The 24766-nt window shown below is 64.0% G+C and carries 21 protein-coding genes and 1 pseudogene; 7 read left to right on the top strand and 15 right to left on the bottom strand.

Features of this window, described 5'->3' with window-relative positions; all coding sequences use genetic code 11:
- Positions 1-4 precede the first annotated feature (4 nt).
- From ACT6SE_RS12875 to ACT6SE_RS12840, 8 genes are all read right to left on the bottom strand, one after another.
- Positions 5-469: a ribbon-helix-helix protein, CopG family gene (locus ACT6SE_RS12875; protein WP_046428972.1), complete on the bottom strand. Its 465-nt coding sequence runs from the start codon at positions 467-469 to the stop codon at positions 5-7.
- Positions 466-2466, bottom strand: a complete 2001-nt coding sequence (locus tag ACT6SE_RS12870; protein ID WP_046428969.1) for a conjugal transfer protein TraG — start codon at positions 2464-2466, stop codon at positions 466-468. The genes ACT6SE_RS12875 and ACT6SE_RS12870 overlap by 4 nt, the downstream gene beginning before the upstream one ends.
- 235 nt (positions 2467-2701) lie before the next feature.
- A complete protein-coding gene (locus ACT6SE_RS12865) occupies positions 2702-2965 on the bottom strand; it encodes an EexN family lipoprotein (RefSeq protein ID WP_046428966.1) in 264 nt (87 codons plus the stop codon).
- A complete protein-coding gene (locus tag ACT6SE_RS12860) occupies positions 2962-3906 on the bottom strand; it encodes a LysR family transcriptional regulator (protein ID WP_444811006.1) in 945 nt (314 codons plus the stop codon). Before ACT6SE_RS12860 ends, ACT6SE_RS12865 begins: the two co-directional genes overlap by 4 nt.
- A gap of 163 nt (positions 3907-4069) precedes the next feature.
- On the bottom strand, positions 4070-4351 hold the full coding sequence (locus ACT6SE_RS12855; RefSeq protein ID WP_164085232.1) for a DUF2798 domain-containing protein: 282 nt from the start codon (positions 4349-4351) through the stop codon (positions 4070-4072).
- A gap of 81 nt (positions 4352-4432) precedes the next feature.
- Entirely contained in the window at positions 4433-4666 is a 234-nt protein-coding gene (locus ACT6SE_RS12850; protein WP_444811005.1) for a glutathione binding-like protein, read from the bottom strand.
- A 38-nt stretch (positions 4667-4704) separates the two neighbouring features.
- A protein-coding gene (locus ACT6SE_RS12845) for an IS3-like element ISStma9 family transposase (RefSeq protein WP_087944428.1) occupies positions 4705-5846 on the bottom strand; the annotation gives its coding sequence in 2 pieces (ribosomal slippage) (positions 4705-5609 and positions 5609-5846; 1143 coding nt in all).
- Between the two features lie 249 nt (positions 5847-6095).
- Entirely contained in the window at positions 6096-7856 is a 1761-nt protein-coding gene (locus ACT6SE_RS12840; protein WP_012480678.1) for an adhesin, read from the bottom strand.
- 256 nt (positions 7857-8112) lie between these two features.
- Here ACT6SE_RS12840 and ACT6SE_RS12835 point away from each other — a divergent pair, with 256 nt between their 5' ends.
- Positions 8113-8907: a M15 family metallopeptidase gene (locus ACT6SE_RS12835; protein WP_012480677.1), complete on the top strand. Its 795-nt coding sequence runs from the start codon at positions 8113-8115 to the stop codon at positions 8905-8907.
- 886 nt (positions 8908-9793) lie between these two features.
- On the opposite strand, the gene ACT6SE_RS12830 is transcribed toward ACT6SE_RS12835, so the two are convergent.
- Together ACT6SE_RS12830 and acuI are read right to left on the bottom strand one after the other, a co-directional pair.
- Positions 9794-12547 (bottom strand): UvrD-helicase domain-containing protein, encoded by a 2754-nt coding sequence (locus tag ACT6SE_RS12830; protein WP_046431400.1) that lies wholly within the window; start codon positions 12545-12547, stop codon positions 9794-9796.
- A 150-nt stretch (positions 12548-12697) separates the two neighbouring features.
- A complete protein-coding gene (acuI, locus tag ACT6SE_RS12825) occupies positions 12698-13687 on the bottom strand; it encodes an acrylyl-CoA reductase (NADPH) (RefSeq protein ID WP_014647607.1) in 990 nt (329 codons plus the stop codon).
- A gap of 103 nt (positions 13688-13790) precedes the next feature.
- Here acuI and ACT6SE_RS12820 point away from each other — a divergent pair, with 103 nt between their 5' ends.
- The 6 genes and pseudogenes from ACT6SE_RS12820 to ACT6SE_RS12795 all read left to right on the top strand — a co-directional run bounded on the left by ACT6SE_RS12820 (position 13791) and on the right by ACT6SE_RS12795 (position 19678).
- Positions 13791-14138, top strand: a complete 348-nt coding sequence (locus tag ACT6SE_RS12820) for a winged helix-turn-helix transcriptional regulator (RefSeq protein ID WP_014037677.1) — start codon at positions 13791-13793, stop codon at positions 14136-14138.
- A gap of 487 nt (positions 14139-14625) precedes the next feature.
- Positions 14626-15033 (top strand): hypothetical protein, encoded by a 408-nt coding sequence (locus tag ACT6SE_RS12815; protein WP_014647606.1) that lies wholly within the window; start codon positions 14626-14628, stop codon positions 15031-15033.
- Positions 15034-15109: 76 nt separating this feature from the next.
- The gene (locus tag ACT6SE_RS12810; protein ID WP_444811004.1) at positions 15110-15973 is read left to right on the top strand and encodes a Smlt3025 familytype IV secretion system inhibitor; all 864 of its coding nucleotides are present in this window, start codon (positions 15110-15112) and stop codon (positions 15971-15973) included.
- A gap of 24 nt (positions 15974-15997) precedes the next feature.
- Positions 15998-17323, top strand: coding sequence for a Smlt3024 family type IV secretion system effector (locus ACT6SE_RS12805; protein ID WP_088375516.1), 1326 nt, complete (start codon positions 15998-16000; stop codon positions 17321-17323).
- A gap of 139 nt (positions 17324-17462) precedes the next feature.
- Positions 17463-18329 carry a Smlt3025 familytype IV secretion system inhibitor gene (locus ACT6SE_RS12800; RefSeq protein ID WP_444811003.1) on the top strand — a complete coding sequence of 289 codons (867 nt, stop codon included), beginning with the start codon at positions 17463-17465 and terminating at the stop codon, positions 18327-18329.
- 19 nt (positions 18330-18348) lie between these two features.
- A pseudogene (locus ACT6SE_RS12795) lies at positions 18349-19678 on the top strand (Smlt3024 family type IV secretion system effector).
- Positions 19679-19923: 245 nt separating this feature from the next.
- Here the strand turns inward: ACT6SE_RS12795 and ACT6SE_RS12790 are convergent.
- From ACT6SE_RS12790 to ACT6SE_RS12770, 5 genes are all read right to left on the bottom strand, one after another.
- Positions 19924-20301 carry an EF-hand domain-containing protein gene (locus ACT6SE_RS12790; protein WP_014647601.1) on the bottom strand — a complete coding sequence of 126 codons (378 nt, stop codon included), beginning with the start codon at positions 20299-20301 and terminating at the stop codon, positions 19924-19926.
- Between the two features lie 27 nt (positions 20302-20328).
- Entirely contained in the window at positions 20329-20727 is a 399-nt protein-coding gene (locus ACT6SE_RS12785; protein ID WP_046431381.1) for a hypothetical protein, read from the bottom strand.
- A 90-nt stretch (positions 20728-20817) separates the two neighbouring features.
- Positions 20818-22782 (bottom strand): MacB family efflux pump subunit, encoded by a 1965-nt coding sequence (locus ACT6SE_RS12780; protein ID WP_046431379.1) that lies wholly within the window; start codon positions 22780-22782, stop codon positions 20818-20820.
- A complete protein-coding gene (locus ACT6SE_RS12775; protein WP_046431376.1) occupies positions 22779-23969 on the bottom strand; it encodes an efflux RND transporter periplasmic adaptor subunit in 1191 nt (396 codons plus the stop codon). Before ACT6SE_RS12775 ends, ACT6SE_RS12780 begins: the two co-directional genes overlap by 4 nt.
- A gap of 135 nt (positions 23970-24104) precedes the next feature.
- Positions 24105-24554 carry a hypothetical protein gene (locus ACT6SE_RS12770; protein WP_080342764.1) on the bottom strand — a complete coding sequence of 150 codons (450 nt, stop codon included), beginning with the start codon at positions 24552-24554 and terminating at the stop codon, positions 24105-24107.
- Positions 24555-24766: the final 212 nt, after the last annotated feature.

Here is a 24766-nt window from a genome sequence, read left to right as displayed (position 1 = left end):
GCGCTCATGAGGCACGCTCCTGGGCTTCGGCCAGCGCCGCCGCGTCATCCATCCGCGCGGTGTCCGGGTGCAGTTCTTCCACCACGTCGCGCACGAGGCTGCGGCCGCGCAGCAGGTGCCTGCCGAGCTGTTCGACGAACTGCTCGAAGCGCGCCTTGCCCTGGGCGCGTGCTGCCTCCTGATGCGCTTCGGGAACCGGCGTGCTCACGGTCAGGAAGTAGCGGACGAACAGCGCCAGCGTTTCGATCTGGATGTTCTGGTCGCGCTCCAGGCGCTCGGTCTGCCGCGACAGCCGATCCAGCCGCTTGGCAATGGCCGCTTCGCGCTGATCGTCCGCGTCCGGCGACAGCCAGGACGCCAACGCCGCCGCGACGATGCTGGACTTCGAGACGCCGTTCTTGGCGGCCAGTTCTTCCAGGCGCTTGGCGTGCTCGTGCTGGATGAACAGATTGAGGCGGTATTGGCTCATAGCTCGATTCCGTCGTTGGGGTCGAGGGAAGCCAGCCGGGCCGTGCGCTGCATGGCCGGATCGAGCTGGCCGGGAAGCGGCAGCGGCAGGTCGTCGTCGTCATCGAGCAGCGCCAGGTCATTGGCGGCTGGCGCTTGTTCGGGGTGGTACTCGGCAACCTCGGACAGCTCCGGCTGCCGGCGCGGGCCGCCATCGTCGGTGCCGCCCAGGCCATCGGCGGATGCCGTGGCCGGTGCGGCGGGGACGGCGGGAATCGCCAGGCCGCTCCAGTCGTCAGGGCGCGATGGCGGCGCATCGGCGTAGCACCCGGCCGCGAGCGCGGGCGGCGGCGATACGCGCTGCTTGAAGTTGGCGTCGGCGTAGTAGCGCAGCTTCTTCGCCTTGATCGGCGGCAGGCTGGACACCATCACCACCGATTCATCGGGCGGAAGCTGCATCACCTCGCCGGGGGTGAGCAGCGGCCGAGCTGTCTCCTGCCGCGACACCATGAGATGCCCGAGCCACGGCGCAAGCCGATGGCCGGCGTAGTTGCGCTGCGCGCGCAGTTCGGTGGCGGTGCCGAGCGTTTCGGAGATGCGCTTGGCGGTGCGTTCGTCGTTGGTGGCGAACGTCACCCGGACGTGGCAGTTGTCGAGGATGGAATGGTTCTGCCCATACGCCTTGTCGATCTGGTTGAGCGACTGCGCGATGAGGAAGCTGCGGATGCCGTAGCCGGCCATGAAGGCAAGCGCCGTCTCGAAGAAGTCGAGGCGGCCGAGCGCAGGGAACTCGTCGAGCATCAGCAGCAGCTTGTGGCGGCGGGCGATGCCATCGGAGCCGTCAAGCGATTCGGTGAGCCGCCGCCCGATCTGGTTGAGGATCAGCCGGATCAGCGGCTTGGTGCGGCTGATGTCCGAAGGCGGCACCACCAGGTACAGCGATACGGGATGCTCGGCAGAAATCAGGTCGGCGATGCGCCAGTCGCAACGTGACGTGACCTCGGCCACCGTGGGATCGCGGTACAGGCCGAGAAACGACATGGCGGTGCTCAACACGCCGGAGCGTTCGTTGTCCGACTTGTTGAGCACTTCGCGCGCGGCGGATGCGACGACGGGATGCGGCGCATCGCCCAGGTGCGCGGTCGTCATCATCCGGTGCAGCGTCAGCTCGAACGGGCACGCTGGATCGGACAGGAAATTAGCCACCCCGCGCAAAGTCTTGTCGGTGCCGGCGTAGAGCACATGCAGGATGGCGCCGACCAGCAGCGCGTGACTGGTCTTTTCCCAATGGTTCCTGCGTTCGAGCGCGCCATCGGGATCGACCAGAATGTCCGCCACGTTCTGCACGTCGCGCACTTCATGCGCGCCGCGCCGAACTTCCAGCAGCGGGTTGTAGGCGGCCGACTTCGCATCGGTGGGGTTGAACAGCAGGCAATGGCTGAACCGCGAACGCCAGCCGGCCGTGAGAGTCCAGTTCTCGCCCTTGATGTCGTGAACCACTACGGACGCGGGCCAGCTCAACAAGGTGGGAACCACCAGGCCGACGCCTTTGCCGCTGCGCGTCGGTGCAAAGGTCAGGACGTGTTCCGGCCCTTCGTGGCGCAGGTATTGGTCGCGGTGCAGGCCGAGGAAGACTCCGGCCGGCTGGGTCAGCCCAGCCTTGCGGATGTCGGCGGTTTCAGCCCAGCGCGCCGAGCCGTAGGTCGTGACGAGGCGCGACTGTCGCGAACGCCATACCGACATGGCGATGGCGACCACCACGGCAAGAAGACCGCTGCCGCCCGCAATCGCACCGCCTATGTCGAAGACATGCGGCGCGTAGGCATCGAAGAAGAACCACCATTCAAAGAGCCGCCAGGGGTGATATACCGGCGTGCCAAAGAAGTCGAACCAGGGCGAGCCAAGGCGTAGTTGATGTCCGAGGGCTGCCGCTGTCCATTGCGTTGCACTCCATACGCCGGCGATCACGATGCTGAAAACAGCGGCGATCTGCCCGAACAGCACGCCCTGACCTTGCATGACTGGCCTCCGATTTCTCCTGCGCTGATTCCTCGCTCACACGCGGCACAAGGACGTGCCGCAGAGCCTGAGGATCAGTGCCGGGTCGGTGCCGGTCAAAGACCGTTATCGGAAGAAAGGTCGCGTAAGAAGCAAGATTTCGCGCAGGGGCGAAGACGAAAAGAAAGCCGCAAGCGATAGCGCGTTGCGGCGTGTCGAGCAAGAAATCGGAATGTTCGTGGCGAAGCGCCTACGATCAGAACTTGGGCGGATTCTCCGGCGGCGTATAGGGCACCGTGCCATCGCCATAGAACCGCTTGCGTGTGGCCTCGGCGACCCGGTTGCATAGCTCGTCGCCCAGCTTCGCGCGTTCCTGCCGGCATTGCTGGCGCAGCTCTTTAAGCCGCTCCGGGTTGGATGCCAGTTCTTCGACGGTTGGCAGGTTCGCCTGTTGAGGTGTTTCGGACTGGCCGCAGGCCGTCAGGACTACGGCCAGCAGAAGCGGGATGGTCTTCTTCATGGCTTGGGTTCCTCCGCACGATGGGAATGACGGCCCGACACGGGCCCGCTGGCTTCGGGAGATTCGATGGCCTGCACCCGCTCGATGAAGTGCGCCAGCGTCTCCGACGGTTCGCCTGCCGGACGCAGCAAATAGGTGGTGAGCAGCGGCGAGCGCCCCGCCAGAGGCCGGGCCACCACGCCCGGTTCCCGGCTGGCGGCGATGTGGGCCGCGCCTGTAAAGCCGAGAGCGAAACCTGCCGATACCAGCGCCATCATCAGGTCGCACGAAGCCACCCGCTCAGCTACTAGCGGCTCCATGTCCACCCGGCGCAGCACGCGCTCAATTTGCCGCGCATGGCCTTCGCACACCTGCGGGTCGCACAGTACCAGCGGAAAGCGCAGCACTTCCTCCAGCGGAATCCGCTTGTACTTGAGCAAGTCATGCCGTGCCGGCACTGCCACCATCAGTGGATCGCTCCAAACCGCTTCTGCCGCGATGCCGTCGCCGACCTCATCAGACTGGGCGAAGCCCACGTCGTAAAAGTCGTCATGCAGTCCTTTGATCTGCTGCGACAGCGGCACCTCGGACAGTCGGATTTCGACTTCCGGTTCCTCCTGCCGGCACAGCGCCAACAGAGCCGGCAGGCGCGACGGCGTAATGCCGTCGGATAAGGCGATACGCAACTGACCGTGGAAACCATTGGCCGCTGCCTTCACGCTGTCGCGTGCCTGCTGTATCGCTATGAAGACCCGTGGCACATGCTTCAGAAACAGCTTGCCGGCGCGCGTCAGTCGGGTGCTGCGCGTGGTGCGTGCAAACAGCACCACGCCCAGTTCTTCCTCCAACTCTTTGATGGCGCGCGACAGCGGCGACTGTTCGATATGCAGTTTCTCAGCCGCGCGAGCAAAATGGAGTTCTTCGGCCACGGCAAGAAAACAACGTAAATGACGTAGTTCCATCTGATAAGCCCGGTACTCATGCGGCAGAAGCGGGCACCGTCACGTCGATCTAAGCCTGTGAGCGGATGAATATCTTTGCTAGGACCGCCGCGACTCAGAAGTAGCTAAAGAACCCGGGAATATTCCAGTTCGTTATTATTAATCGCATAGAATCCAATTGTGCTCAGCTTTGCCTTACTGTGTGTCGCACTAACCAAAAGACCACCGGACGGACAGCTAATAAAGATACGAAGGCAATTGGCATTGCTCGCGAATACGCACTAAGCACCTTGATGGGTAGTTCAGCATCGAATTCGTTGGCGGTACCGACAATGGCCGTGCACATCACCAGGGCCATGATGGTGGACATGTAGAAAGCGAAGGCAAACGGCGTCGCGCGAGGCGGCAGCCGGCGCCAGCGCCGGACTGAGATCAGACCGAGTGACTTGGCAGTGCGTGACTTCATTACCATCTCGATGGCTCCTGATCTTAAAGAACTTTCTTCAGGCCTGGCGACTGAATCGCCTTACAGAACAGAAATGTAGATTCAGCGACCCGCCTCTGGGACTTGGGCCGTGGGTTGATCTGCCGTGATCGCCCGAGGCATCAAGTCGTATGGATGCGCCCACCCTGGCAACTCAGCAATGCGCTTCGCCCAACTCTGGATGTTCGTAAAGCTGGTGCGGTCGAAACGAGTCTCTTCGTCGTAGTAGAGATATCCAACCATCGAGATGTCAGCGATCGTAGGTGCTGAGCCGACGATGAATGTGCGAGAAGCCAAGTGCGCGTCTGAATCGCCCAGGGTTTTCTAGACAGTCGTCAGCCGTTTAGTGCGTACTGCTTCTCGAACTCTACCGGGGACAGCCCGTCGTTGGAACTGTGCCGCCGTTTTGGGTTGTAGAACATCTCGATGTACTGGAAGACGTCGGCCCGTGCCTCGTCGTGATTGCTGTAGATCCTCCGCTTAATACGCTCCCGCTTCAGTAGCTGGAAGAAGCTCTCCATCGCTGCGTTGTCATGGCAGTTTCCTCGTCGACTCATGCTGCACACGATGTCGTGCTCGCGCAGGAAGCTCTGCCAGTCTTCGCTGGTGAACTGGGTTCCCTGGTCGGAGTGAAGCAGAAGCCCGGGGCTTGGCTTGCGCCGCCACACTGCAGCCAATAGCGCCTGCAAAACCAGGTCCGTATGTTGAGTTGGTCGGGTTGCCCATCCAACGACCTGACGCGAAAACAGATCAAGCACTACCGCCAAGTACAGGAAGCCGTCGTACGTGCGGATGTAGGTGATGTCCGTGACCCACGCGCGATTTGGCTCACTGACTTTGAAGCCGCGAGCCAGAACGTTCTTGGCGACTGATCCAACAGGGCCGCTCAATGGGCGTGGTCGCCGACCGTAGCCGACCATTGCCCGCAGCCCCTCGCTCTTCATCAAGCGTGCCACGCGATGACGACTACACGTCTCGCCAAGCTCGCGCAGATCTGTGGTCACTTTGCGGTGGCCATACACAGAGCCGCTTTCCAGCCAGCTGTGCTTGATTAGGCCGAGCAACCGCTGATCGTCCTTGTCGCGAGCGCTTGCCGGCTCTTTTAGCCAGGCGTAGTAGCCACTGCGATGGACGCCAAGCATCCGACACATCGCCGCGAGGCCGAACTCATCTGCGTGTTGCTTCATGAAGGCGTACTTTGCTCTTACCCCTTTGCAAAGTACGCGGCGGCTTTTTTTAGGATGTCTCGCTCTTCAGTGACCCTGCGTAGCTCAGCCTTGAGGCGGCGCACTTCCGCGTTCTGGTCCTGCTCGACACGCCGGCCAACATCGCCTTTGCCTTGTTGCCGCTTCCAGCCGTAAAGACTATGGATCGACACGCCCAGTCGCTCGGCAACCTCCGCTACCGGACGGCCGTACTCAACGATCTGTCGGACCGCCTCGATCTTGAACTCATCGGTGTACCGCTTCGTGCTCATAACCACCTCCGCCTAAGCCATAGTTTATGGCTGCGAGGTGTCTACGGAACCCTGGGCGATTCACTGCAGGCGGGATTGTCAGTCCGGCTCCTACACTGCTTAGCGGTGCAGATGCTACCAGCTTCCAATGCCTTGGTAAATCGTAAGTTATTGTATATAGATACAATTTCAATAAATTGACGCCACGAACAAGGGCCCCGAAGGGCCCTTGCCGAGACACGATCACCTCCTTTTCGCTGCTGATATTCGTTACCAACCGATGGCCCAGGCTGCGCCCACGGCCGTGTCCTGCCCGCTGCGGGAAACCCCGATCGAGAAGGCCGATGGGGATCCGCGTGGGGTGGTCACGTCGCGGGTGTAGCCGATGGAAATGGCGGCTTGGCCGCTGCAGCCACCTACGCCTACGGCCAAGCGGTTGCGGTTCTCCCCATGGATGGCCGACGTCGAGGTGGCCATCTGGGCGTTGGCTTGGGCCATGGCGCAGATACCGCTCACCCGCTTGTCGAGCTGGCGGAAACGGCGGTCCGTCAGGTTCCAGCGGTCGTCTTGCTGCCGCTGGTAATCCCACAATTGGCCACCGTTGATCGCGTCCGTGGACCCTGCGGCGATCGCCCCCGCTGCCACCCCGGTTACCCGCTGGTTGCCGGCGTTGATCCCGGATCTGGTGACCGATGGACCGCCCTGGACAGTGAAGCCGTCGCTGTTGTGGATGGCCTTGGCCACCTGGACCGAGCCCTTTTCGGACAGTCCAACGTTGTCTTTCAAGCCAACGGTTTGGGTGCCGTCCCCGTTGTCAGTGACCTCGATGTTGGCCCCGGCCACCGTGGTGCTGCTTCCTCCGTCCTTACCGTCCTTGCCTGCTGGGCCTTGCGGACCGGTGGGGCCCTGTGGACCGGGGGTGCCACCACCGCCGCCAGGGTTTTGTTCCAGCTGGTGAACGCGCCCATCGAGATCGTAGATGGCACCGGCCACGGTGGTGTAGTTGTTACCGCTGCTCAGCTGGTAGTTCGGCGCCACGATCAAGCCGTTCACCATGGAGGCGCCAGCGCCCAAGGTTTCCACGGCGGTCCGCAGTTGGCTGACGGCCACGGCGTCGTCGTCCGCTTTGCCCAAGGCAACTTGGGTCAAGCGGCGGTTGCCAAAGGCTGCAGTGTCTTCTTCATCGCACGTGGTGTTGGCGCCCACGGCCACGCATCCCCATGCGTTGGCCACGGCACGGGGCCCCAATGCCACACTTTCTGTGGCGTTGGCCGTGGCAGACGCGCCGAAGGCGGCAGAGTAGGGCGCAAACGCCTGTGCCCATGGACCCACGGCGGTGCCGGCCTCGCCGGCAACGCCAGCGCTGTAACCGTAGGCGCCGGCAAAGTCGGCGGTTGCGTTGGCACCGGGCCCCACGGCGGATGCACCTTCGCCCTCGGTCTGGGATGCGGCGCCCAACGCGAGGTTGCGATCGCCTTGAGCATTCGCCCCGGCCCCGAAAGCCGCCGCGCCGTTTCCATCGGCTCTTGCGGTTGAGCCTACAGCGGTCCCGCCATCCCCGAGCGCGCGGGCACTAGAGCCGATGGCCACACCGGTGATCCCGCTGGCCAGGCTGTGCCCGCCAATGGCCACCGCGGAATCGCCGGTGGCTTGGGCTTGGGGTCCGACGGCGACGGCGTAAACCGCAAATGCCTGTGCGCGAGAGCCAATGGCGAGCGCATTTGAGCCCTGCGCTTCGCTCGAGAACCCCAGAGCGGTTGTATGGCATCCGCGAGCGGTGGCGCGATTGCCCACCGCAGTGGCCCCCAGGCACTCACCCGGAACGCCATTTTCATCCACCATTATCCCGCCGTCGGCGAGGGCGTCCGCCCCGATGGTCGTGGCCCCAACGGTCAACGATTGGGCGCGGTCGCCTACCGCAGTGGTCTCGGGTTTGGTGGCAACGGCACCGTTGCCCACTTGAACCTGGGCTTGCGCCGTGCCAGCAACAAGGCCTGCCAGCAAAGCGCAGTGGATGAGGGAGCGTTTCATGGGGTGGCCTCCTGGGTCTGAAATGAGTGAGCGTGTGCACTCACGAATAGATCAGATCCTGGAATGCGCAAGCCCCCCCCCAACGAAACTTCCCGGCGCAACGGCAGGAGGGGCCGTTGCGCCAGGAAGCGGTGGGGCCGACTTTTCCCCACCCCTGTTCTTCTACGACAGGGAAAAAATTCCGCAAGCCCCCTTGCGCGTTTTCGATTCTCCGCTTGCATGGGTGTATCGCTCATGTGAGTAAGGAGGCCTACTCATGTTTCAACGCTTGTTGCTCGCGCTCGCACTGGCCAGCGCACCCGTCTTGGTCCACGCGCACGCGCCAGCCACCGATTCCGTTGAGGTCCACGGGAAGAAGCCTGGGTTTTTCAAACGCCTGTTCCACCGCCACAAAGACGCCCCGCAGTGGGACGGTGTCCAGCCCGAGCTTCGCTCAGCGCTGGAACGCATCGCCTTGCAGATGAAGGACGAGGGCTACGACCTGCGGCTGATGGAGGGCTACCGTTCTAAACAGCGCCAGGCCGAGCTGCTCGCCAGCCAAAAGGGCGTGACCCAGGTGGGGCGAGGCAGCAGCTGCCACAACCACGGTTGGGCCGCGGACATGGTCATCTACAAGCGCGGGCGCCCTTCTTGGGACCTGAAGGACGAGCAGGTGCGGCAGGGCTACCAACGCTTCGGTGAGCTCGCCCAGCAGGCGGGATTGAGGTGGGGCGGGGCTTGGAAGAGCTTCAAGGACATGCCCCACGTCGAGATGCGCAGCGAGTGCCTGGTAGCCATTCGTGGCGGATCTGCCCCCCGCCGATCGCTGCAAACAGTGATTGCCAAGGCCGAGTCAGTGTCTGACGCACCGAAAGCACCCCGTTGGGCCTGGAGCGTCGATTCCGAGCTGGCGCCGGACTGGGCGTGCGAATCCGTGCTTTGCAGTGTGTCGTGGGCGACGGTGAGCCGGCCATGGAGCTATGGCGTAAGGCCGCCGTTGAAAGGACTCCGTCCAGAACCGTTTGCTGAGGCGTCCTGTCCCATGGCCCCAATTGCCCTGAGGCACACATGAGGAAGCGGTCCACCGGATTGCTTCCCTTTTCGGCGGAGAGTGGGGGCGAACGGGTCATCTGCCCTGATCGCGCCGGTTTGGAGAAGATCGAGATTGGCGATCCCAAGGGCGGCAAAAACGGCTGGATCCGTTGCACCGCAAGGGGTATGCTCATCGCGGGCACATTCAAGGGCACCTCCCAGATTCGTGAAACCCAAGCCGTCCAAGGGGTGAGGGCACTTCTCAAGGAAGTCCCACTCTCTCCGCCAGTTGTTTCAAAGAGCCCCTGGGAACAGGGGCTTTTTTGTTGCTAAGGCCCTTGCTGGCCAGCCATCCGGTCGTGAGGGTCAGTTGAACGAATAAACCGGTGCATTCCTCTGACAACAGGGAACTGCTTCATTCAAGGGCGGTAATCATTTCAAGTGCACAAACGTTCGCGCCGGGAAATTTGAATGCACCCGGCACCCGCGCTAGGCTTCGGATGCCCAAGGAGGGCGACCAACGGAGTCATGGCATGAAGATTGGATTCAAGCTTTCTGTTGCTGTTGCGGCCTGTGCGTTGACCTTTGGAATCGGTAGCGCCACGGCGAAGGCCCCCGGCCCTTGTTCCGTCTGCGAGGTCCAATACATTGCATGCGAGGCGTCAGGTACAAACTTGAGTATCTGCACCCGGAACTATATGCAATGCCTGCGTCTGAACGGCTGCATTATCCCGTAGCAGGGCGCGGCGGGGACGTGTGGGGACCTTGCGATACCCTGCAACCTTGCCACCCTCCAGACAAAAGCCTCGGTCCTGCCGGGGCTTTTTCGCTTCCGGAAACGCCATGGCGCGCATCGTGCCGGGGGCGAAACCGAGACGGTGCCTATGTGCCCTGATGCAGGCAGGCATATGTGGAGGGAGCGGCATTCAGCCCCGACGCCCACCTGTTGGCTTGTTGTGGCACAACGGGTAACTCGAGCACGACCGGAAAGCCCCATGTGGCCCATTACGGTCCACGAACACGCCCACCCTGCACACCGGGCAGCGCTCATCGTAGATGGCCGCGCCTGAAATCGCGGTTACTTCCACGGCCCCGTCCTTGACCAGCTCATCCAGGAACGGCGAGTGCCTGCCCTGCAGGGTGAACATCGCGACCGACCGTCGCGCACGCGTCAGCGCGACATAGAACAGGCGCCGTTCTTCGCTCAGCGGATAGGTATCGCCGTCCGGCATTGCCAGCGAAAGCAGCGGGTCATCCGCGCGCAGGCTCGGGAAGCTGCGGTTGATCATGCCCGGCAGGATCACGTAGTCCGCCTCGCGCCCCTTCGATCGATGTGCGGTAAGGAACTCGACGTCCATCGTGCTGCCGAAGGCCGTCTTCCAATCCGAAGGCATCGCACCGCGATCCGCGCGATACCGCCCCAGAACAAAGACCGTCACGCGCCCGGTGCGGCCCTGCGGCACTGCACCTGACAACAGTTGCTGGTGCAGCTTCGCAAGGTACTGGCGAACGCCATCCTGCACCTCCTCGCGCCGGTTCATCTGGAACGCCTGCAGCACCGGGCCCATTGCCGGCGCAGCAGAGCGAACGTTTTTGGCGATCTGCGCGGGGTTGCGGCTGATGAAGCGGCTGGACACATCACACAGTGCCTGTGGGCAGCGGAACGTCTGCTCCAGTTTCAGCACCTGGCCATGCCCCATCCATTCGGCGAATCCAGTCATCACCGAAACGTCGGCACCGGCGAAGCGATTGATCGATTGCCAGTCATCGCCCACCGCAAACAGATGGCGGCCCGGTTGGCTGACCAGGGCACGGCAGAGGCGCGCGCGGGCGCGCGATGCGTCCTGGAATTCGTCGGCCATCACCAGTTCGTAGGGCGATTCATAGTGGCCCTGTTCCAGCAGCCCGGCCGCCATGTTGAGCATGTCCTCGAAATCGATGCTGCGCTCGTCAGCCAGCGCATTGTCCCAGGCCTGGAATACCGGCCCGGCGATCTCCAGGAAGCGCCGGTAGCGTTCCTTGAACTGATCCTCGGGCATCTGCCGCAGGCGCGCCGCCATATCGTCCAGTGTCAGGCAGTTGCTCTTGGCATGGGCAATGAAGGTGCGCATCAGTCCGATCAGGTCAGCATCCGGCATCGGCTTGGCGCCTTGATCGGGCAGCTCGCGGTCGGGGTTCGGGTCAAGCTCGACATCAGACGCGCCAAGCCGCTCGGCAAGATGCTGCAGGGCCTGTCCACTGCGCAGGCCAAACGACGTCGTCTCGACCAGAGCGGTGCCGCGCGCCACATGCTGCTGGCGCTTCCAGTGCATCCCTTCGCTGTAGTTGGCAAAGTGCTTCGGCGGCTGGCCATCGGCATCCAGCGCAAAGTGCTCGTGATACAGCCGGGCGTCCGGATAGTAGAAGTCCGGGCGATACTGGCGATGGGTGTCTGTCGCGGTATCGAATGCGTAGCGCCGCTCGTAGTCGTACGCCACGCCGTTGTAGAACAGCCAGTCGGCGATGACGCACTCCTCCAGGCTCTTCACCCGCTCACCCTTCAGGGTGCGGATGTAGGGCGTGCCATCGCGGTCGTAACCATCGGCCATCATGTCGGCACCGAACGGCGGCAGGTCGCGCCCGAACACCAGGCGGAACATGTCCCACTGGGTGCGGAAATGGGTCGAGCGGTCCTTCAAGTCGTCCACCAGTTCGGCCAGCTTGTTGAAGCCCAGCGTCGCGTCGACCGCCCATTCCGGGATATCCGGCTTGCGCCCTGTGGCTTTGGCGATGATGGACAGGCCCAGGGCGTGGAAAGTCCGGGCTTCCACCACGCTGTCGCCCATGCCGAGCCGGTCGAAGCATCGCTGCGCGCGCTCCTCCAGCTCCTGGGCGGCGTCCTTGTTGAAGGCGAGCATCACGATCCGTTCGGGTTCGACAAAGCCGCGGTCGATGGCATACGCGGCCTTGGCGACCATTGTGGAGGTTTTCCCAGAGCCGGCCGCGGCCACGACCTGTACCCGGTTGTCGAAGCAGATGACGGCGTGGGCTTGTTCCTCGGTCAGGGGCTTGCTCTCGATCCGGTCCAGGAAGTCCTTGGCCAGCACCCGCTCGCGCTCTGCCATGGTCGCGTTGGCCTCGGCCCAGACGGCGGGCCAATCCAGCTGCCAGTCGTGCAGGGCGTCCAGCGCCATGCGGTGGCCGGGCGCGTGCAGGTCGTCGTGCACCTCCTCGTCGAGGAACAGCTGCTCCAGCTCGGCGGGCGGCAGGGGCAGGGCGGGGCGGTCGGCCAGCAACGCCTGCTGCTGTTCGTGGGTGATCCAGCGGCGTCCGGTGGTGCCTCGGTCGGTAAGCGCGTCTGCCTCGGCCAGCCACGCCTGGATCTGCGCCAGAACGCGCTCAAACAGTGCCTTGCGCCCCCGCCTGGAGCGCGCGAAAAGCACATGCTGCACGGCAGCCGCAAGCCGGGAGCCCTGGCTGTTGGGCAGCCCATCCACGGACAGTGCTTCACCGCGCTCGGTCGTCAGTTCGACCCGGGACCAGAGCACGCCGCGAACCACCCGCACGCTGTGTTCGTTCGCCACATGCAGGTGGTAGTGCCTGCCGTCGATCAAAAGCGCGAGCTGTTCGCCATCCAGCCGCAACTGCCAGTCCGGCGAGCGGGTCACACGCTGGCCCCAGCCCGAGGGGCGCCATTCCATAGACATCCAGATACTGCCTTGCGTACGTCACCGGGCGTAAAGTGCCCTTGCCGCCCCATGATAAGGCCGCTTGGCATGGCACGCTGGGTTTCCGGTCACTCGCGCACGCGCGCCAGCGATGGCATTGCACCCTCGCCGGCGCGGCAGGCGTCAGGCGTTCACATCCACGACAATGCGGCCACGCACCTTGCCGGGGATGATCTGCTCATAGACATCCAGCACCTCGGCGAGGCCGATCTGCTGCACGGTGCTTTCCAGCTTCTGCGGGTCCAGGTCGGTCGCGAGCCGATCCCAGGCGCGCTGGCGAACCTCTTGTGGGGCATTCACCGAATCCACGCCCGCAAGGGTCACATTGCGCAGGATGAAGGGCAGCACCGAGCCGTGCAGTGCATCGCTCTGGGCCAGGCCACAGGCGGCCACGGCACCGCGGTACTTCGTTTCGGCGATGGCATTGACCAGCGTTGGGCCGCCGGCCACATCCACCACGCCGGCCCATCGCTCGGCACTCACCGGCCGCTCGCGCGGCTCCGAGAGCTGCGCACGATCGATGATCTCGGCCGCACCCAGGTTGTGCAGATACTCGGCGTGCTCCGGCCGCCCGGTGGCGGCCACCACGCGATAACCCAGCTTTGAAAGGATCGCCACCGCAATCGAGCCGACGCCGCCGTTGGCACCGGTAACCAGCACATCGCCCTGTGCAGGCGTCACCCCTGCATGCTCCAGGGCCAGCACGCACAGCATCGCGGTATAGCCAGCGGTGCCGATGGCCATGGCGTCGCGGGTGCTCAGGTTGCCGGGAATCCGGTTGAGCCATTCGCCGCGTACGCGGGCGCGCTGTGCCAGGCCGCCGTGGTGGCCCATGCTCAGGTCCCAGCCATTGAGCACGACGCGGTCGCCTGGCTTGAAGTCGGCCCTGCTGGATTCCAGCACCACGCCTGCCAGATCGATGCCGGGAATGAGCGGGAACGTCCGGATGACCGGACTCTTGCCGGTGAGGGCAAGCGCATCCTTGTAGTTGAGCGTGGAGTACTCGACCTGTACCAGGACGTCGCCGTCCACCAGGTCGGCTTCATTGAAATCGACCAGTTCCGTGGATACGCCGTCGTTCGTCTTGCGGGTCAGCAGTGCCTTGAAACTCATGGTTGGGGGCTCACGGTCAGTGGATGGCCCCATGCTAGGCTCGCACCGTTATCGCAACAAGAACGACGATTTTCCGTAGGTACTATGGTTTTCCGGAGTATGCATGCGTAGCAAACGGTGGGACGGCAAGAGCGGTTGCGCGGTGGAAGTCACGCTGTCAGTGATCGGCGGCGTGTGGAAGCCGATCATTTTGTTTCACCTGATGACCGGCAAGCGGCGTTTCATGGAATTGACGCGACGGGTGCCCAATGCCACCCAGTCCATGCTCACCAGCCAGCTGCGTGAACTGGAAGCCGATGGCGTGGTGATCCGCCACGTGTACCCGGAAGTGCCGCCGAAAGTGGAATACGAGCTGTCCGAGTTCGGGCGCACGCTGGTACCGGTGCTGCTGGCCATGCGCGAGTGGGGTGAAACCTATCGTGGCTATCAGAGCACCCAAGGCGATAGCTGAAGGCTGAGCGGCGTTGCGCTTGCCGCATGCGGGTTTCGCGAACGCCCACAGCCAGCGGCGGGTCTTTGGCACCGGCAGCGCGCATGTCGTATACGGCTGGACAGGGCGTCCGGAAAGTACGCGTCGATAGGAGTCGCCTGCTGGCGAAGAACGCCAGTCAATGGACAACTCGACATCCACTGACGCAACCAACGTAGCGACGTGATCGATCAGGATTTCCCTGCTTTCCACCGCCGGTTCAGGGCGGTAACCATGGCCGCGCCAAGGCATTCGCCGTGGCCGGGATTGGCGTCCCGAACTTACGTAGTACAAGGCGTCGTAGTTGCAACGTATGTTGCGATCACGACAATGCACCTTCTGTCAGTTCATGGCGGATGGTGTGTGGGGGTCTTAGGGCCCGTCGGCTTTCGTACTACGTATCCGGCACGCCAACCCGCACCGTCCGCCACCTTGCATCTGCAGGTGGCCACATCGTGAGGTTGCCGTCATGCCCGAACGTCTTCCCGACCATCCCCGCCTGCACGCGCTGCTGGGTGCCGCTGTACTTGATCTTCCCGCTGCCTTGGCCGAAACGCTGGAGGACGCGCTCCGCGAATCAGCCGAGTTCGTCACCCCATCGGCATTCTTTGCACACCTGAAAGGCCACGGCAGGAACCTGCGCGCTGATGGCGAGGCCTGGAGTGAAATGTGCCTGAGCCCCGGCCGCGCCTTCGACATGGCCCTGGCGACCCGCAGCGTTTCGGGCATCACGGCGTTGACCGCGGTGCTGCATGCCGCGCATGTGGCACGGGAGAACGACGATCCTGCCTGCTGTCCCTCCGCCGCCGTGGTCGAAGGTCTGTTCAACGCCTGCCAGGCGCTGTCGCTGCAGGTGGAACGCTGCCTGGTGCCGTGAAGGGCTGCGACGCGGTTCCTGTTCCGTTGACGCCCGGTTCCCTATAGTGGCGCTGGAACCCTGCAATGGAATGCCCATGCACGTGATGTCCCCCGGCCGTTGCCTGACGCTTGCACTCGCCGTCGCAACGAGTGCCAGCGCGTGTGCACGGCCGCCGTCCACCGAACACGAAAGGAATCCCGCCATGTCCGGCGCACCCCAGACCGGCCGCACGATCAACGGCCACACCTATACCGATGCGCCCGTGGACGTGAAGCTCGGGCCGAACACTTTCCGCATTCCGGCCAACTACCTGGACAGCCAGATCGCACCGTGGCCCGGCGAGGGCGTGACGCTGGTCATCGAGTGGCCGGACATGAAGCCGACGCCGCCGGGTGCCCGGGCCAATCCGCGTACGAATGATTTCCGGAAGGAGATTGCTGTTCGTATCAACTACATCGATCGCATTCCAATTGAGACTTCGCTTTCAAGGCTTTCCTCAAATGAAGCCATCACGGAGGAGGGTTCTGTGGAAAGGGAGGATCCCAGGGACCGTCTCGATCAACGCGTTGCACAGCCGGAGACCTTGGGCCTGACGCCCTATGCAATCGATGAAGCGAAGATGGTGTTGTACGCGAAGAAGTACGAGGCCCGGTATGGGAAGCCGCCTGTCCGCAATCCGGCATTCGAGCGCGACTGGTATTCTGCACGGGACGGTGCTGGGGGACTGACAAGCTTCATCAAGTGCGATAGCGCAACGTTCCTGGGGGACGGAGTGCGCCTGACGCAGGACGAGGTCATTGATCTGGACGATCCTGTGGCTGCCGGATGCGTTCACTACTTTGTCGATATCTCTGACAGCCTATCCATCTCCCTGCATTACAAGAGAGCTTTCTTGAAAGACTGGAAACGCATGGAAGATGCTGTTCGCGATGTTCTTGCTGCAGCACGGACGCGCTAAACGACGAGGCTCAAGGAGAAAGCAATGAGTGGCCTGACCCAGAAGGACATCAGAATCCTCATCGATTATGCAGATGCCGGTAATCGTGAGCTGTACTGGAACTACCTGTCGCAACTGCCGGGTTCGGACGGCTACGGTACGCTGGCGCTAGGTGTGGTACGTAATGACAGTTTGCCTGGACGCGTGGCCAATGCCTACGCGCAAAGCCATGCCAGATCTCAGAATGACGAAGGTTCGCGCTTTCCAAATGCCGAGCTGAGCGAGCGCCAGTGGGAAGCATTCGGGCGGACACTGCTGCGGGAAGATCTGGAGCTTCGACAGGCGTGGATGGGAAACGGACGTGCGGATCTCGCGCTGAATCTGCCTGGCGCTGACGTCATGCTGGCTCATGACCGCGCTTTCGAGCAGCACAGACTGGACCCCAATTGCTGGACTCCTCGAGTGCTCCTGCAAGCCGCCTCGGACAAGAGCGGCCCCGAGAAGCTGGAACAGATCTGGACCAACATGCTCAACAATGACTACGCCGGGGGCCCGCGCGTAGGCAACACCAGCGTCGATGCCATCAGCCAGATGGGATGGGCGAAGGGCGGGCAGTACCTGACCCGGTTGAGCGTGCTGGAAGCTACCCAGGCATTGGAAGGACGCTCGGCGGTCGATCCGAACGTCATCGGTGGCAACAGCTACTACGCGATGTACTTCGAAGCGGACAGGAAGTGGGCCAGTGTCAGCGCGGGTGGCGGCCATATGTCGATGCGGGAGATCACTGACCCCGCCCGTATCGCCGAACTCAACGACGCGCGCGAGGTTCGTCTGGAACGGCAGGAAAAGCGAACCCAGTTCCACCCGGACGACCCGTACCGGACCATCACCCGCAGTCCGCTTACCGCAGCCGTGGACGACGTGCGGGATCCCGCGCAGGCCCCGACCCGTCTGGCCGACATTGGTCCTGGCCACCGTGAGTACGCCTTGATGCAGCAGGTGCGCGAAGGCGTGGCCGCGATCGATGCCAGCGCGGGACGTACCCATGATGAGAACAGCGAGCGCCTGGTGGCGAGCGTGATGGCCTTGGCGCGTCACAACCAGCTTGAACGTGCCGACCATGTCCTGCTGAGCGCGCAGACCGCCGATCATCCGGCCGGCCGCAACGTGTTCGTGGTGCAGGGCGAGTTGAATGATCCGGCGCATCTGCGGGCCTCCATGCCCACGGACCGGGCGGTGCAGACGCCGGTCGAGCAGTCACTGCAGGCCCTGCAGGCAGTGGGTGCGGAACGTGAACAGGCACACGCGCAGCGCCAGCAGCAGGAGGTCGATGCGCGGGCGCGCGACACCCCGGCCATGCGGATGGCCTGACCGGCCCCCCGGGTGAGCCGGTCACGGGCTCGGGTCTAAAGTGGTTTTCGCCTAGGCCTTTAAGCCTTGGGGCGCGGACCCTTCGTTCGCCTCCGCAGTTTTACCTATAATCGATTGGGAACTCTGCAATGGAATGCCCATGCACGTGATGTCCCCCGGCCGTTGCCTGACGCTTGCACTTGCCGTCGCGGTGAGTGCCGGCGCGTGTGCGCGGCCGCCGTCCACCGAACACGAAAGGAATCCCGCCATGTCCGGTGCCCCACAGACCGGCCGCACGATCAACGGCCACACCTATACCGATGCGCCCGTGGACGTGAAGCTCGGGCCGAACACTTTCCGCATTCCGGCCAACTACCTGGACAGCCAGATCGCACCGTGGCCCGGCGAGGGCGTGACGCTGGTCATCGAGTGGCCGGACATGACGCCGACTGGGCCGGGTGCCCGGGCCAATCCGCGTACGAATGATTTCCGGAAGGAAATTGCTGTGGCGATCGACTACATCGATCGTGCGCCAATCGAAACATCATTGGAGCGATTGTCCTCCAACCAGGCATCCACCGAGGAAGAATCGGTGGAGCGAGGGGATCCTCGGGATCGGCTCGATCTGCGTATTGCGCGGCCCGACGTCATGGGACTGACGCCTTACGCCATCGATGAAACGCGGATGGGGATTTTCTCGAAGGAATACGAGGCACGCTATGGAAAACCGCCCACGCGTAATCCTGCCTATGAAGATGATTGGTACATCGCGCGCGCTCCAAACGGCAGTCTGACCACATTCATCAAATGCGAAAGCACGGCGTTTCGGGGGGATGGCGTTCGCCTGCAGGGCGATCAGGTCATCAGTGAGCAAGGGCAAGCCGCTGCGGGGTGCTTCCACTATTTCTCGGATGTGGAGAACGAGCTTTCCATCTCGCTGAACTACAAGCGGGCCTTCCTGGCGGACTGGAAGCGGGTGGAAGATGCGGTGCGGGATCTTCTCGCGCGCTCCCGAGTCCGGAAGTGAGTGCATTCAAGAGCAGGCGATGGGCGGATTGACGCAAGAAAATCTCAGGATTCTGGCCAGCTATGCCAGGGCCGGAAACCGCGAGTTGTACTGGAACTATCTGTCGCAGCTGCCAGATGCGGATGGCTATGGCACGCTTGCGCTGGGCGTCGTTCGCAACGACAGCTTGCCAGGCCGCGTTGCGAACAGCTATGCACAGGAATATGCCCGGAATCAGGAAGGCAAGGGCTCCGGCTTTCCCGACGCGCAGCTGAGCGAGCGCCAATGGGAGATGTTTGGGCAGACGCTTCTGCGCCAGGACCTGGAGCGACGCCTGTTCTGGATGGAGCAGGGGCGTCCCGAATTTGCACTGAATCTCCCCGGCAAGGACGTGATGCTGGCACACGACCGGGCATTCGAACGGCATGAACTCGATCCCAACTGCTGGACGCCACGCGTGTTGCTGCAGGCGGCTGAACAGAAGAGCGGCCCCGCGAAGCTGGAGCAGATCTGGACCAACATGCTCAACAACGACTACGCCGGCGGCCCGCGCGTAGGCAACACCAGTGTCGATGCCATCAGCCAGATGGGATGGACGAAAGGCGGCCAGTACTTGACCCGGTTGAGCGTGCTGGAAGCTACCCAGGCATTGGAAGGACGCTCGGCGGTCGATCCGAACGTCATCGGTGGCAACAGCTACTACGCGATGTACTTCGAAGCGGACAGGAAGTGGGCCAGTGTCAGCGCGGGTGGCGGCCATATGTCGATGCGGGAGATCACTGACCCCGCCCGTATCGCCGAACTCAACGACGCGCGCGAGGTTCGTCTGGAACGGCAGGAAAAGCGAACCCAGTTCCACCCGGACGACCCGTACCGGACCATCACCCGCAGCCCGCAGCCCGCTGACCGCAGCCGTGGACGACGTGCCGGATCCCGCGCAGGTAGCGACCCGTCTGGCCGACATTGGACCCGGCCACCGTGAGTACGCATTGATGCAGCAGGTGCGCGAAGGCGTGGCCGCGATCGATGCCGGCGCCGGGCGTACCCACGACGAGAACAGCGAGCGCCTGGTGGCGAGCGTGATGGCCTTGGCGCGCCACAACCAGCTCGAACGTGCCGACCATGTGCTGCTGAGCGCGCAGACTGCCGATCACCCGGCCGGCCGCAACGTGTTCGTGGTGCAGGGCGAGTTGAATGATCCGGCGCATCTGCGGGCCTCCATGCCCACGGACCGGGCGGTGCAGACGCCGGTCGAGCAGTCACTGCGGGCCCTGCAGGCAGTCGGTGCGGATCGTGAACAGGCACACGCGCAGCGCCAGCAGGAGGTCGATGCGCAGGCGCGCGACATCCCGGCGATACGGATGGGCTAGGGTCCCGGCCTGTCGCAGCCTCGCCTCACGCGGTCTTTGCAACTCGGTGCGCGGGCATTGCTGAGTTCGCTTGGCGACCGACGCGTACCAGCCGGGTAGATGTCCGCCTGGGTGGATGCCATTTCACCGCTGCGGTAGCCGCCCACTTTGGTGGGCATTCTGGCCCTGGCGCGCGGTGACGCAGCCGTGCCCACCAGGGTGGGCACCCACCAAGGCGATGTGGATTGGCATCCAGTACCGGGGCGCTATCTCGCCGGGGCGTCTGCCGTCTGCGCGGCCACCATGGCCTGCTGCATCTCCTTCAGCGACAGATAGCCATCACCATCGGTGTCCAGGCCCGCAAAGTACTTCGCAATCTCCGGCACCAACGTGGCTTCATCCTTGCTGATCCTGCCATCCTTGTTCGTGTCCATGGCACTGAACGCGGCGTCGATCGAATCGGCCTGCTTGCTGAAGCGCCCCTGCTGGAATCTGGTGTATTCGGCCTTGTCGACGCGCCCATCCTTGTTGGTGTCCATCGCTGTGAACGTGGAATCGATGTAGGCCTGCTTCGGGTCAGCCGGCGCGGCCTGGGAGGCCAGCGGAGCGGCGCACAATGCGATCAACAGAGCGGTCTTCTTCATGGGTCGTATGTCCTTGAGATGTGCAGGTCAGCGGCAGGGATAGGTGTAGCCGTCGGCGCCGCGATAGGTATCGTTGCGGCGGTCATAATTGCCGTAGCGGCGAATGCAGTAGTCGGCGCGTTCGCGGGTCTCGCGTTCGCGCTTGGCGGCTGCGGCAATCACACCGGCCACGACGGCTACGCCCACCACGCCCACCACCACACCGGTGGTCTTGGCATCGTGGCGGCGCTCACGTTCCCGGTCACGCTCACGCTCGCGTTCACGACGCTCCCATGCATCACGATCGCGGTCACGGTAGTCCTGGTCCCACTGCGGGTTGTAGCGGTTACCGCGTTGCGCATGGGCGTCGCCGGAGTAGGGCAACAGCAGCATCAGTTGTGCAGCCGCTGCCAGCAGCAGTGCGGTTCTTCCTGGTTTCAGAGACATCGTCCAGCTCCTGTGCGGACATTGTTGGTAGCTCCAGTAGAGCCCGCAGACATTGCGCGAACCTGCCGTCACTGCAGGTAACGTCACTGGCTATCGAACCAGTGCTTCGACCGGGTCCAGCTGCGCGGCGCGGCGTGCTGGCAGGAAGCCGAAGCCAATACCGATCAGGCTGGAACAGGCGAAGGCGGCCAGGATCGAATTGGCGGAGAACACAAGGCTGAAACCCACGTTGGCCAGCGCCAACCCTGCCCCCAATGCCAGGGCCACGCCGATGCCGAGCACGCCACCGAGCAGGCAGACCAAGACCGATTCGATCAGGAACTGTTGCAGGATGTCGCTGCGCCGCGCGCCCACCGCCATGCGCACGCCGATCTCGCGTGTTCGCTCGGTCACCGACACCAGCATGATGTTCATCACTCCGATTCCGCCCACTACCAGCGCGATGGCGGCGATGGAGCTGATCATCATGGTCAGGATGCCGGTGGTCTGTTCGATGGACTGGCGGATCTGCGCGTTGTTGCTCATGTAGAAATCGGTGCTGCCATGGCGGCGTGCCAGCAATCGTCCGATGGCGCGCTCGGCCGCCTCCATGCTGATGGCATCGGAGACACGCACGGTGATGCTGGAAACGTGGCTCTGCCCGAGCATGCGCGCCATGGTGGTGGTGTAGGGCAGCCACACCCGCAGCAGCGAGGCATCGCCGACCGCGCCGGCGTCCTTCTTCACCACGCCCACCACGCGCACCGGCACGTTGCCCAGCAGCAGAGTCTGGCCGATGGGATTGTCCACCGCAGCGAAGAAGCGGGCGCGGGTATTGGCATCGATCACCACTACCTGCTGGTAGCCGGCCACGGCGGCCGGGCCGAAGAAGGCACCTTCGCCCAGCTTCAGGCCATGCACGCGGAAGTACTGCTCGCTGACGCCATGCACCTGCACGCTGGCCGAGCGGTTGCCGCGCAGCGCGGTGCCGGTGGTGGCCACGCCGGGTGTAGCGCTGTCCACGAACGGCTGCCCGGCCAGGGCCACGCTGTCGCCGGGGGTGAGCGTTTCCACCCGCGCCGAGTGCAGGTCGCCGAAGCCGGACCCGGGATAGATCTCGATGGTGTTGGTGCCCAGCGAGGAAATGTTGGACAGGATGGCCTGGCGCGCGCCGGTACCCAGCGCGACCACGGAGACGACCGACGCAATGCCGATGATGATGCCGAGCATGGTCAGGAAGGTGCGCATGCGGTGCGCGTTCATTGCGCGCAGGGCCATGCGGAACGCCTCTGTAAAGCGGTCACGCACCGCCTGCCAGCCGCTGCCACCGCCGCGCTGCGGCGGGGCCGCCGCTGACCCATCCACGGCAGAGACCCTGCCCGTGGCGCGATCATCGACAACCCGGCCATCGCGGACCTCGATGATGCGCTGGGCATGTTCGGCCACGGCCATGTCGTGGGTCACCAGCACCACGGTGTGGCCCTCGGCATGCAGCTCGCCCAGGATCTTCATCACCTCCCTGCCGGAGTGGGTGTCCAGCGCACCCGTCGGCTCATCGGCGAAGATCACCGCGCCGCCGTTCATCAGTGCGCGCGCAATCGAAACACGCTGCTGCTGGCCACCTGACAGCTCGCCAGGCAGATGCTGCATACGTTCGCTCAGGCCCAGCCGCGCCAACAGCTCGGCCGCGCGGGCGCGGCGGGTGGCCCCCGCCATGCCGGCATAGATCGCTGGCACTTCTACATTGCCCAATGCGGTCAGGTCGGTCAGCAGGTGATAGCGCTGGAAGATGAAGCCGAAGTGCTCGCGGCGTAGTTCGGCCAGTTCATCGGGCGACATCTGAGCGGTTTCGCGTCCGGCGATCTGGTATGCACCGGCGGAAGGGCGATCGAGGCAGCCGAGGATGTTCATCAACGTGGACTTGCCCGAGCCGGACTGGCCCACGATGGCCACCAGTTCGCCTGCGTGGATGTCCAGGTCCACGCCATCGAGCACGACCAGGGTCTGTTCGCCGGCCGCGAACTCGCGGCGGATGCCGCGTACGCGCAGCAAAGGGGCGGTGGTGGATGTGCTCATTTCGACGGCGCGTGTGCGGTAGCGGCTTCGTCCCGGGCCTGCGCCAGCACCACCTGTTCGCCCTCTTTCAGGCCGCTGCGTACCTCCACCTGGATCTGGTCGTCCAGCCCGATGGTGATGCGGCGCGCATGGGCGTGCCCGTCCGCGCCACGCACCTGTACGCTGTAGCTGCCATCGGCCGCGCGTGCACCGAGCGCAGCGGAGGGCAGCGTCAGTACGTTGTCGGCGCGACCCAGCACGATGCGCACCTGCGCGGTCATGTAGCTGCGCAGGCGGCCATCGGCGTTGGCGACGTCGAACTGCCCGTTGTAGTACATGGCGGTGCGGCTGCCACCGCCAGTCGCGGGTGAAGCAAGGGCGGAGGCGTCTTCCTGGGTGATCGATTCCGGAGCCGGGGCGATGTCGCGCAGCGTGCTCCTGTAGCGACGTCCCGCGTCGCCAAGAATGGTGAAGTACGCTTCCTGACCAACGGACGTGTGCACAACATCCGCCTCGGAGATTTCCGCGTAGACCGTCATCACGTCCTGGTTGCCCAGCATCACGATGGTCGGTGCGCTCTGTACCGCGTTCACGGTCTGCCCCTGGCGCGCCACCACGGCCAGCACGGTGCCGTCGGTGGGGGCGGTGATACGGGTGTACTCGAGGTTGGTCTGTGCGATATCCACGTCGGTCTGCCGCTGCACGATCTCACCTTCCAGCGCGGCGATCTGTTCCCGGGTGGCATCGACCTTGGCCTTGGCCGCATCGACGTCGGCGCGTGCCACCAACTGCGAGGTCACCAGCTGCTGCTGTCGATGCAATGTCAGCTCGAACTGGCGCAGGTCGGTGGCCAGCGCATCGCGGTTGGCGCGCGCGGTGCGCTGTGCTGCCTGCGCACTCAGCAATGCGTTGCGCTGGGTGCGCGAATCGATATCGGCAATCGGATCGCCGGCCTTCACCTTGTCGCCCAGCTTCACATGCAGGGCCTCGATGCGGCCGGAGACCTGCGCGCCCACGCTCACCAGCCGCGAGGGCTTCAGTGTTCCAGTGGCTTCAACGACCTGTTCAATGTTGCCCCGGGTTACCGGTGCCACCTGCAGCTTCGGTGGTGGTACGGGCCGGAGCCAGGCGAAGAGTGCCAACGTTGTGCAGAGGAGTGCGGCAGCAATGATCAGCACACGGCGGCGGCTGCGCGGTGTGGCGCTCATCGGCGCGGCATCCGGAAGAGACAGGGCATCGTGGATCCTCGAGACTGTTGGAATGCACGCCTGGGGTGACAGGTGTGGATGGTGGTCGAGTCTCGATGCGCTGGATTGCGCGAACCTTGCGATGGTGCAGGCGTGTCAGTGGGCAATGCCCTGCGTGAGCAGTGCCATCGCGATGAACTGGATCATGCTACCGAGCGCCAACAGCACGTGGCGGAGGCGTTGCGCCGGCGTGGGCAGGGTCGAAAGCTGGCACAACGCGCCGACCAGCAGCACGGTGCAGACCGCAACCGGCAGGGTTGCGGTGGCGGCGACGATCGCGATGATCATCAACGTGGCAGCAAGCATCACGGCGGCTGCGCGCGTATCCAGGGTCCGCAGCAGCGGGGGAGCTGGGCGTAGTGCAGCCCCTCGCCACACGGCCAGCATGTGCAGTGCGGCATGCACGGCGACGAACACCAGCACGGCAGTGGCCGTTGCATGCGCGTGCCGATACGCGGAAGTCACCAGCGCAAGGCCGGGGAGCAGCAGGAACAGCGCGGCGAACAGGCGGATCAGCACGCCGGCCCGCTCGCGTTCGGGAATCATCCGCAGCCAGTGCGGCCAGTGTTCCAACCCACGCGCGCGGCCTGCATGCGCGCGGCAGTTCCATGCTGCGGCGGTCAGGCTGGGCGTATTCCGAGGCGGCGGGGCAGGGGTGGAAGAGGGCGGTGGAGGAGCTCCCTGTGTCACATGCAGGCTTCCTGTCAGTTCCGGACGCAGCACCTGCTGTGCTGCTCACCTGGATGCTGGGCAGCGAA

It is taken from the genome of Stenotrophomonas sp. LC732, assembly GCF_052446685.1.
Classification (GTDB): Bacteria; Pseudomonadota; Gammaproteobacteria; order Xanthomonadales; family Xanthomonadaceae; genus Stenotrophomonas; species Stenotrophomonas muris.
The sequence above is the reverse complement of the archived record's forward strand: the minus strand, read 5'-3'. Positions and strand labels throughout refer to the sequence as shown.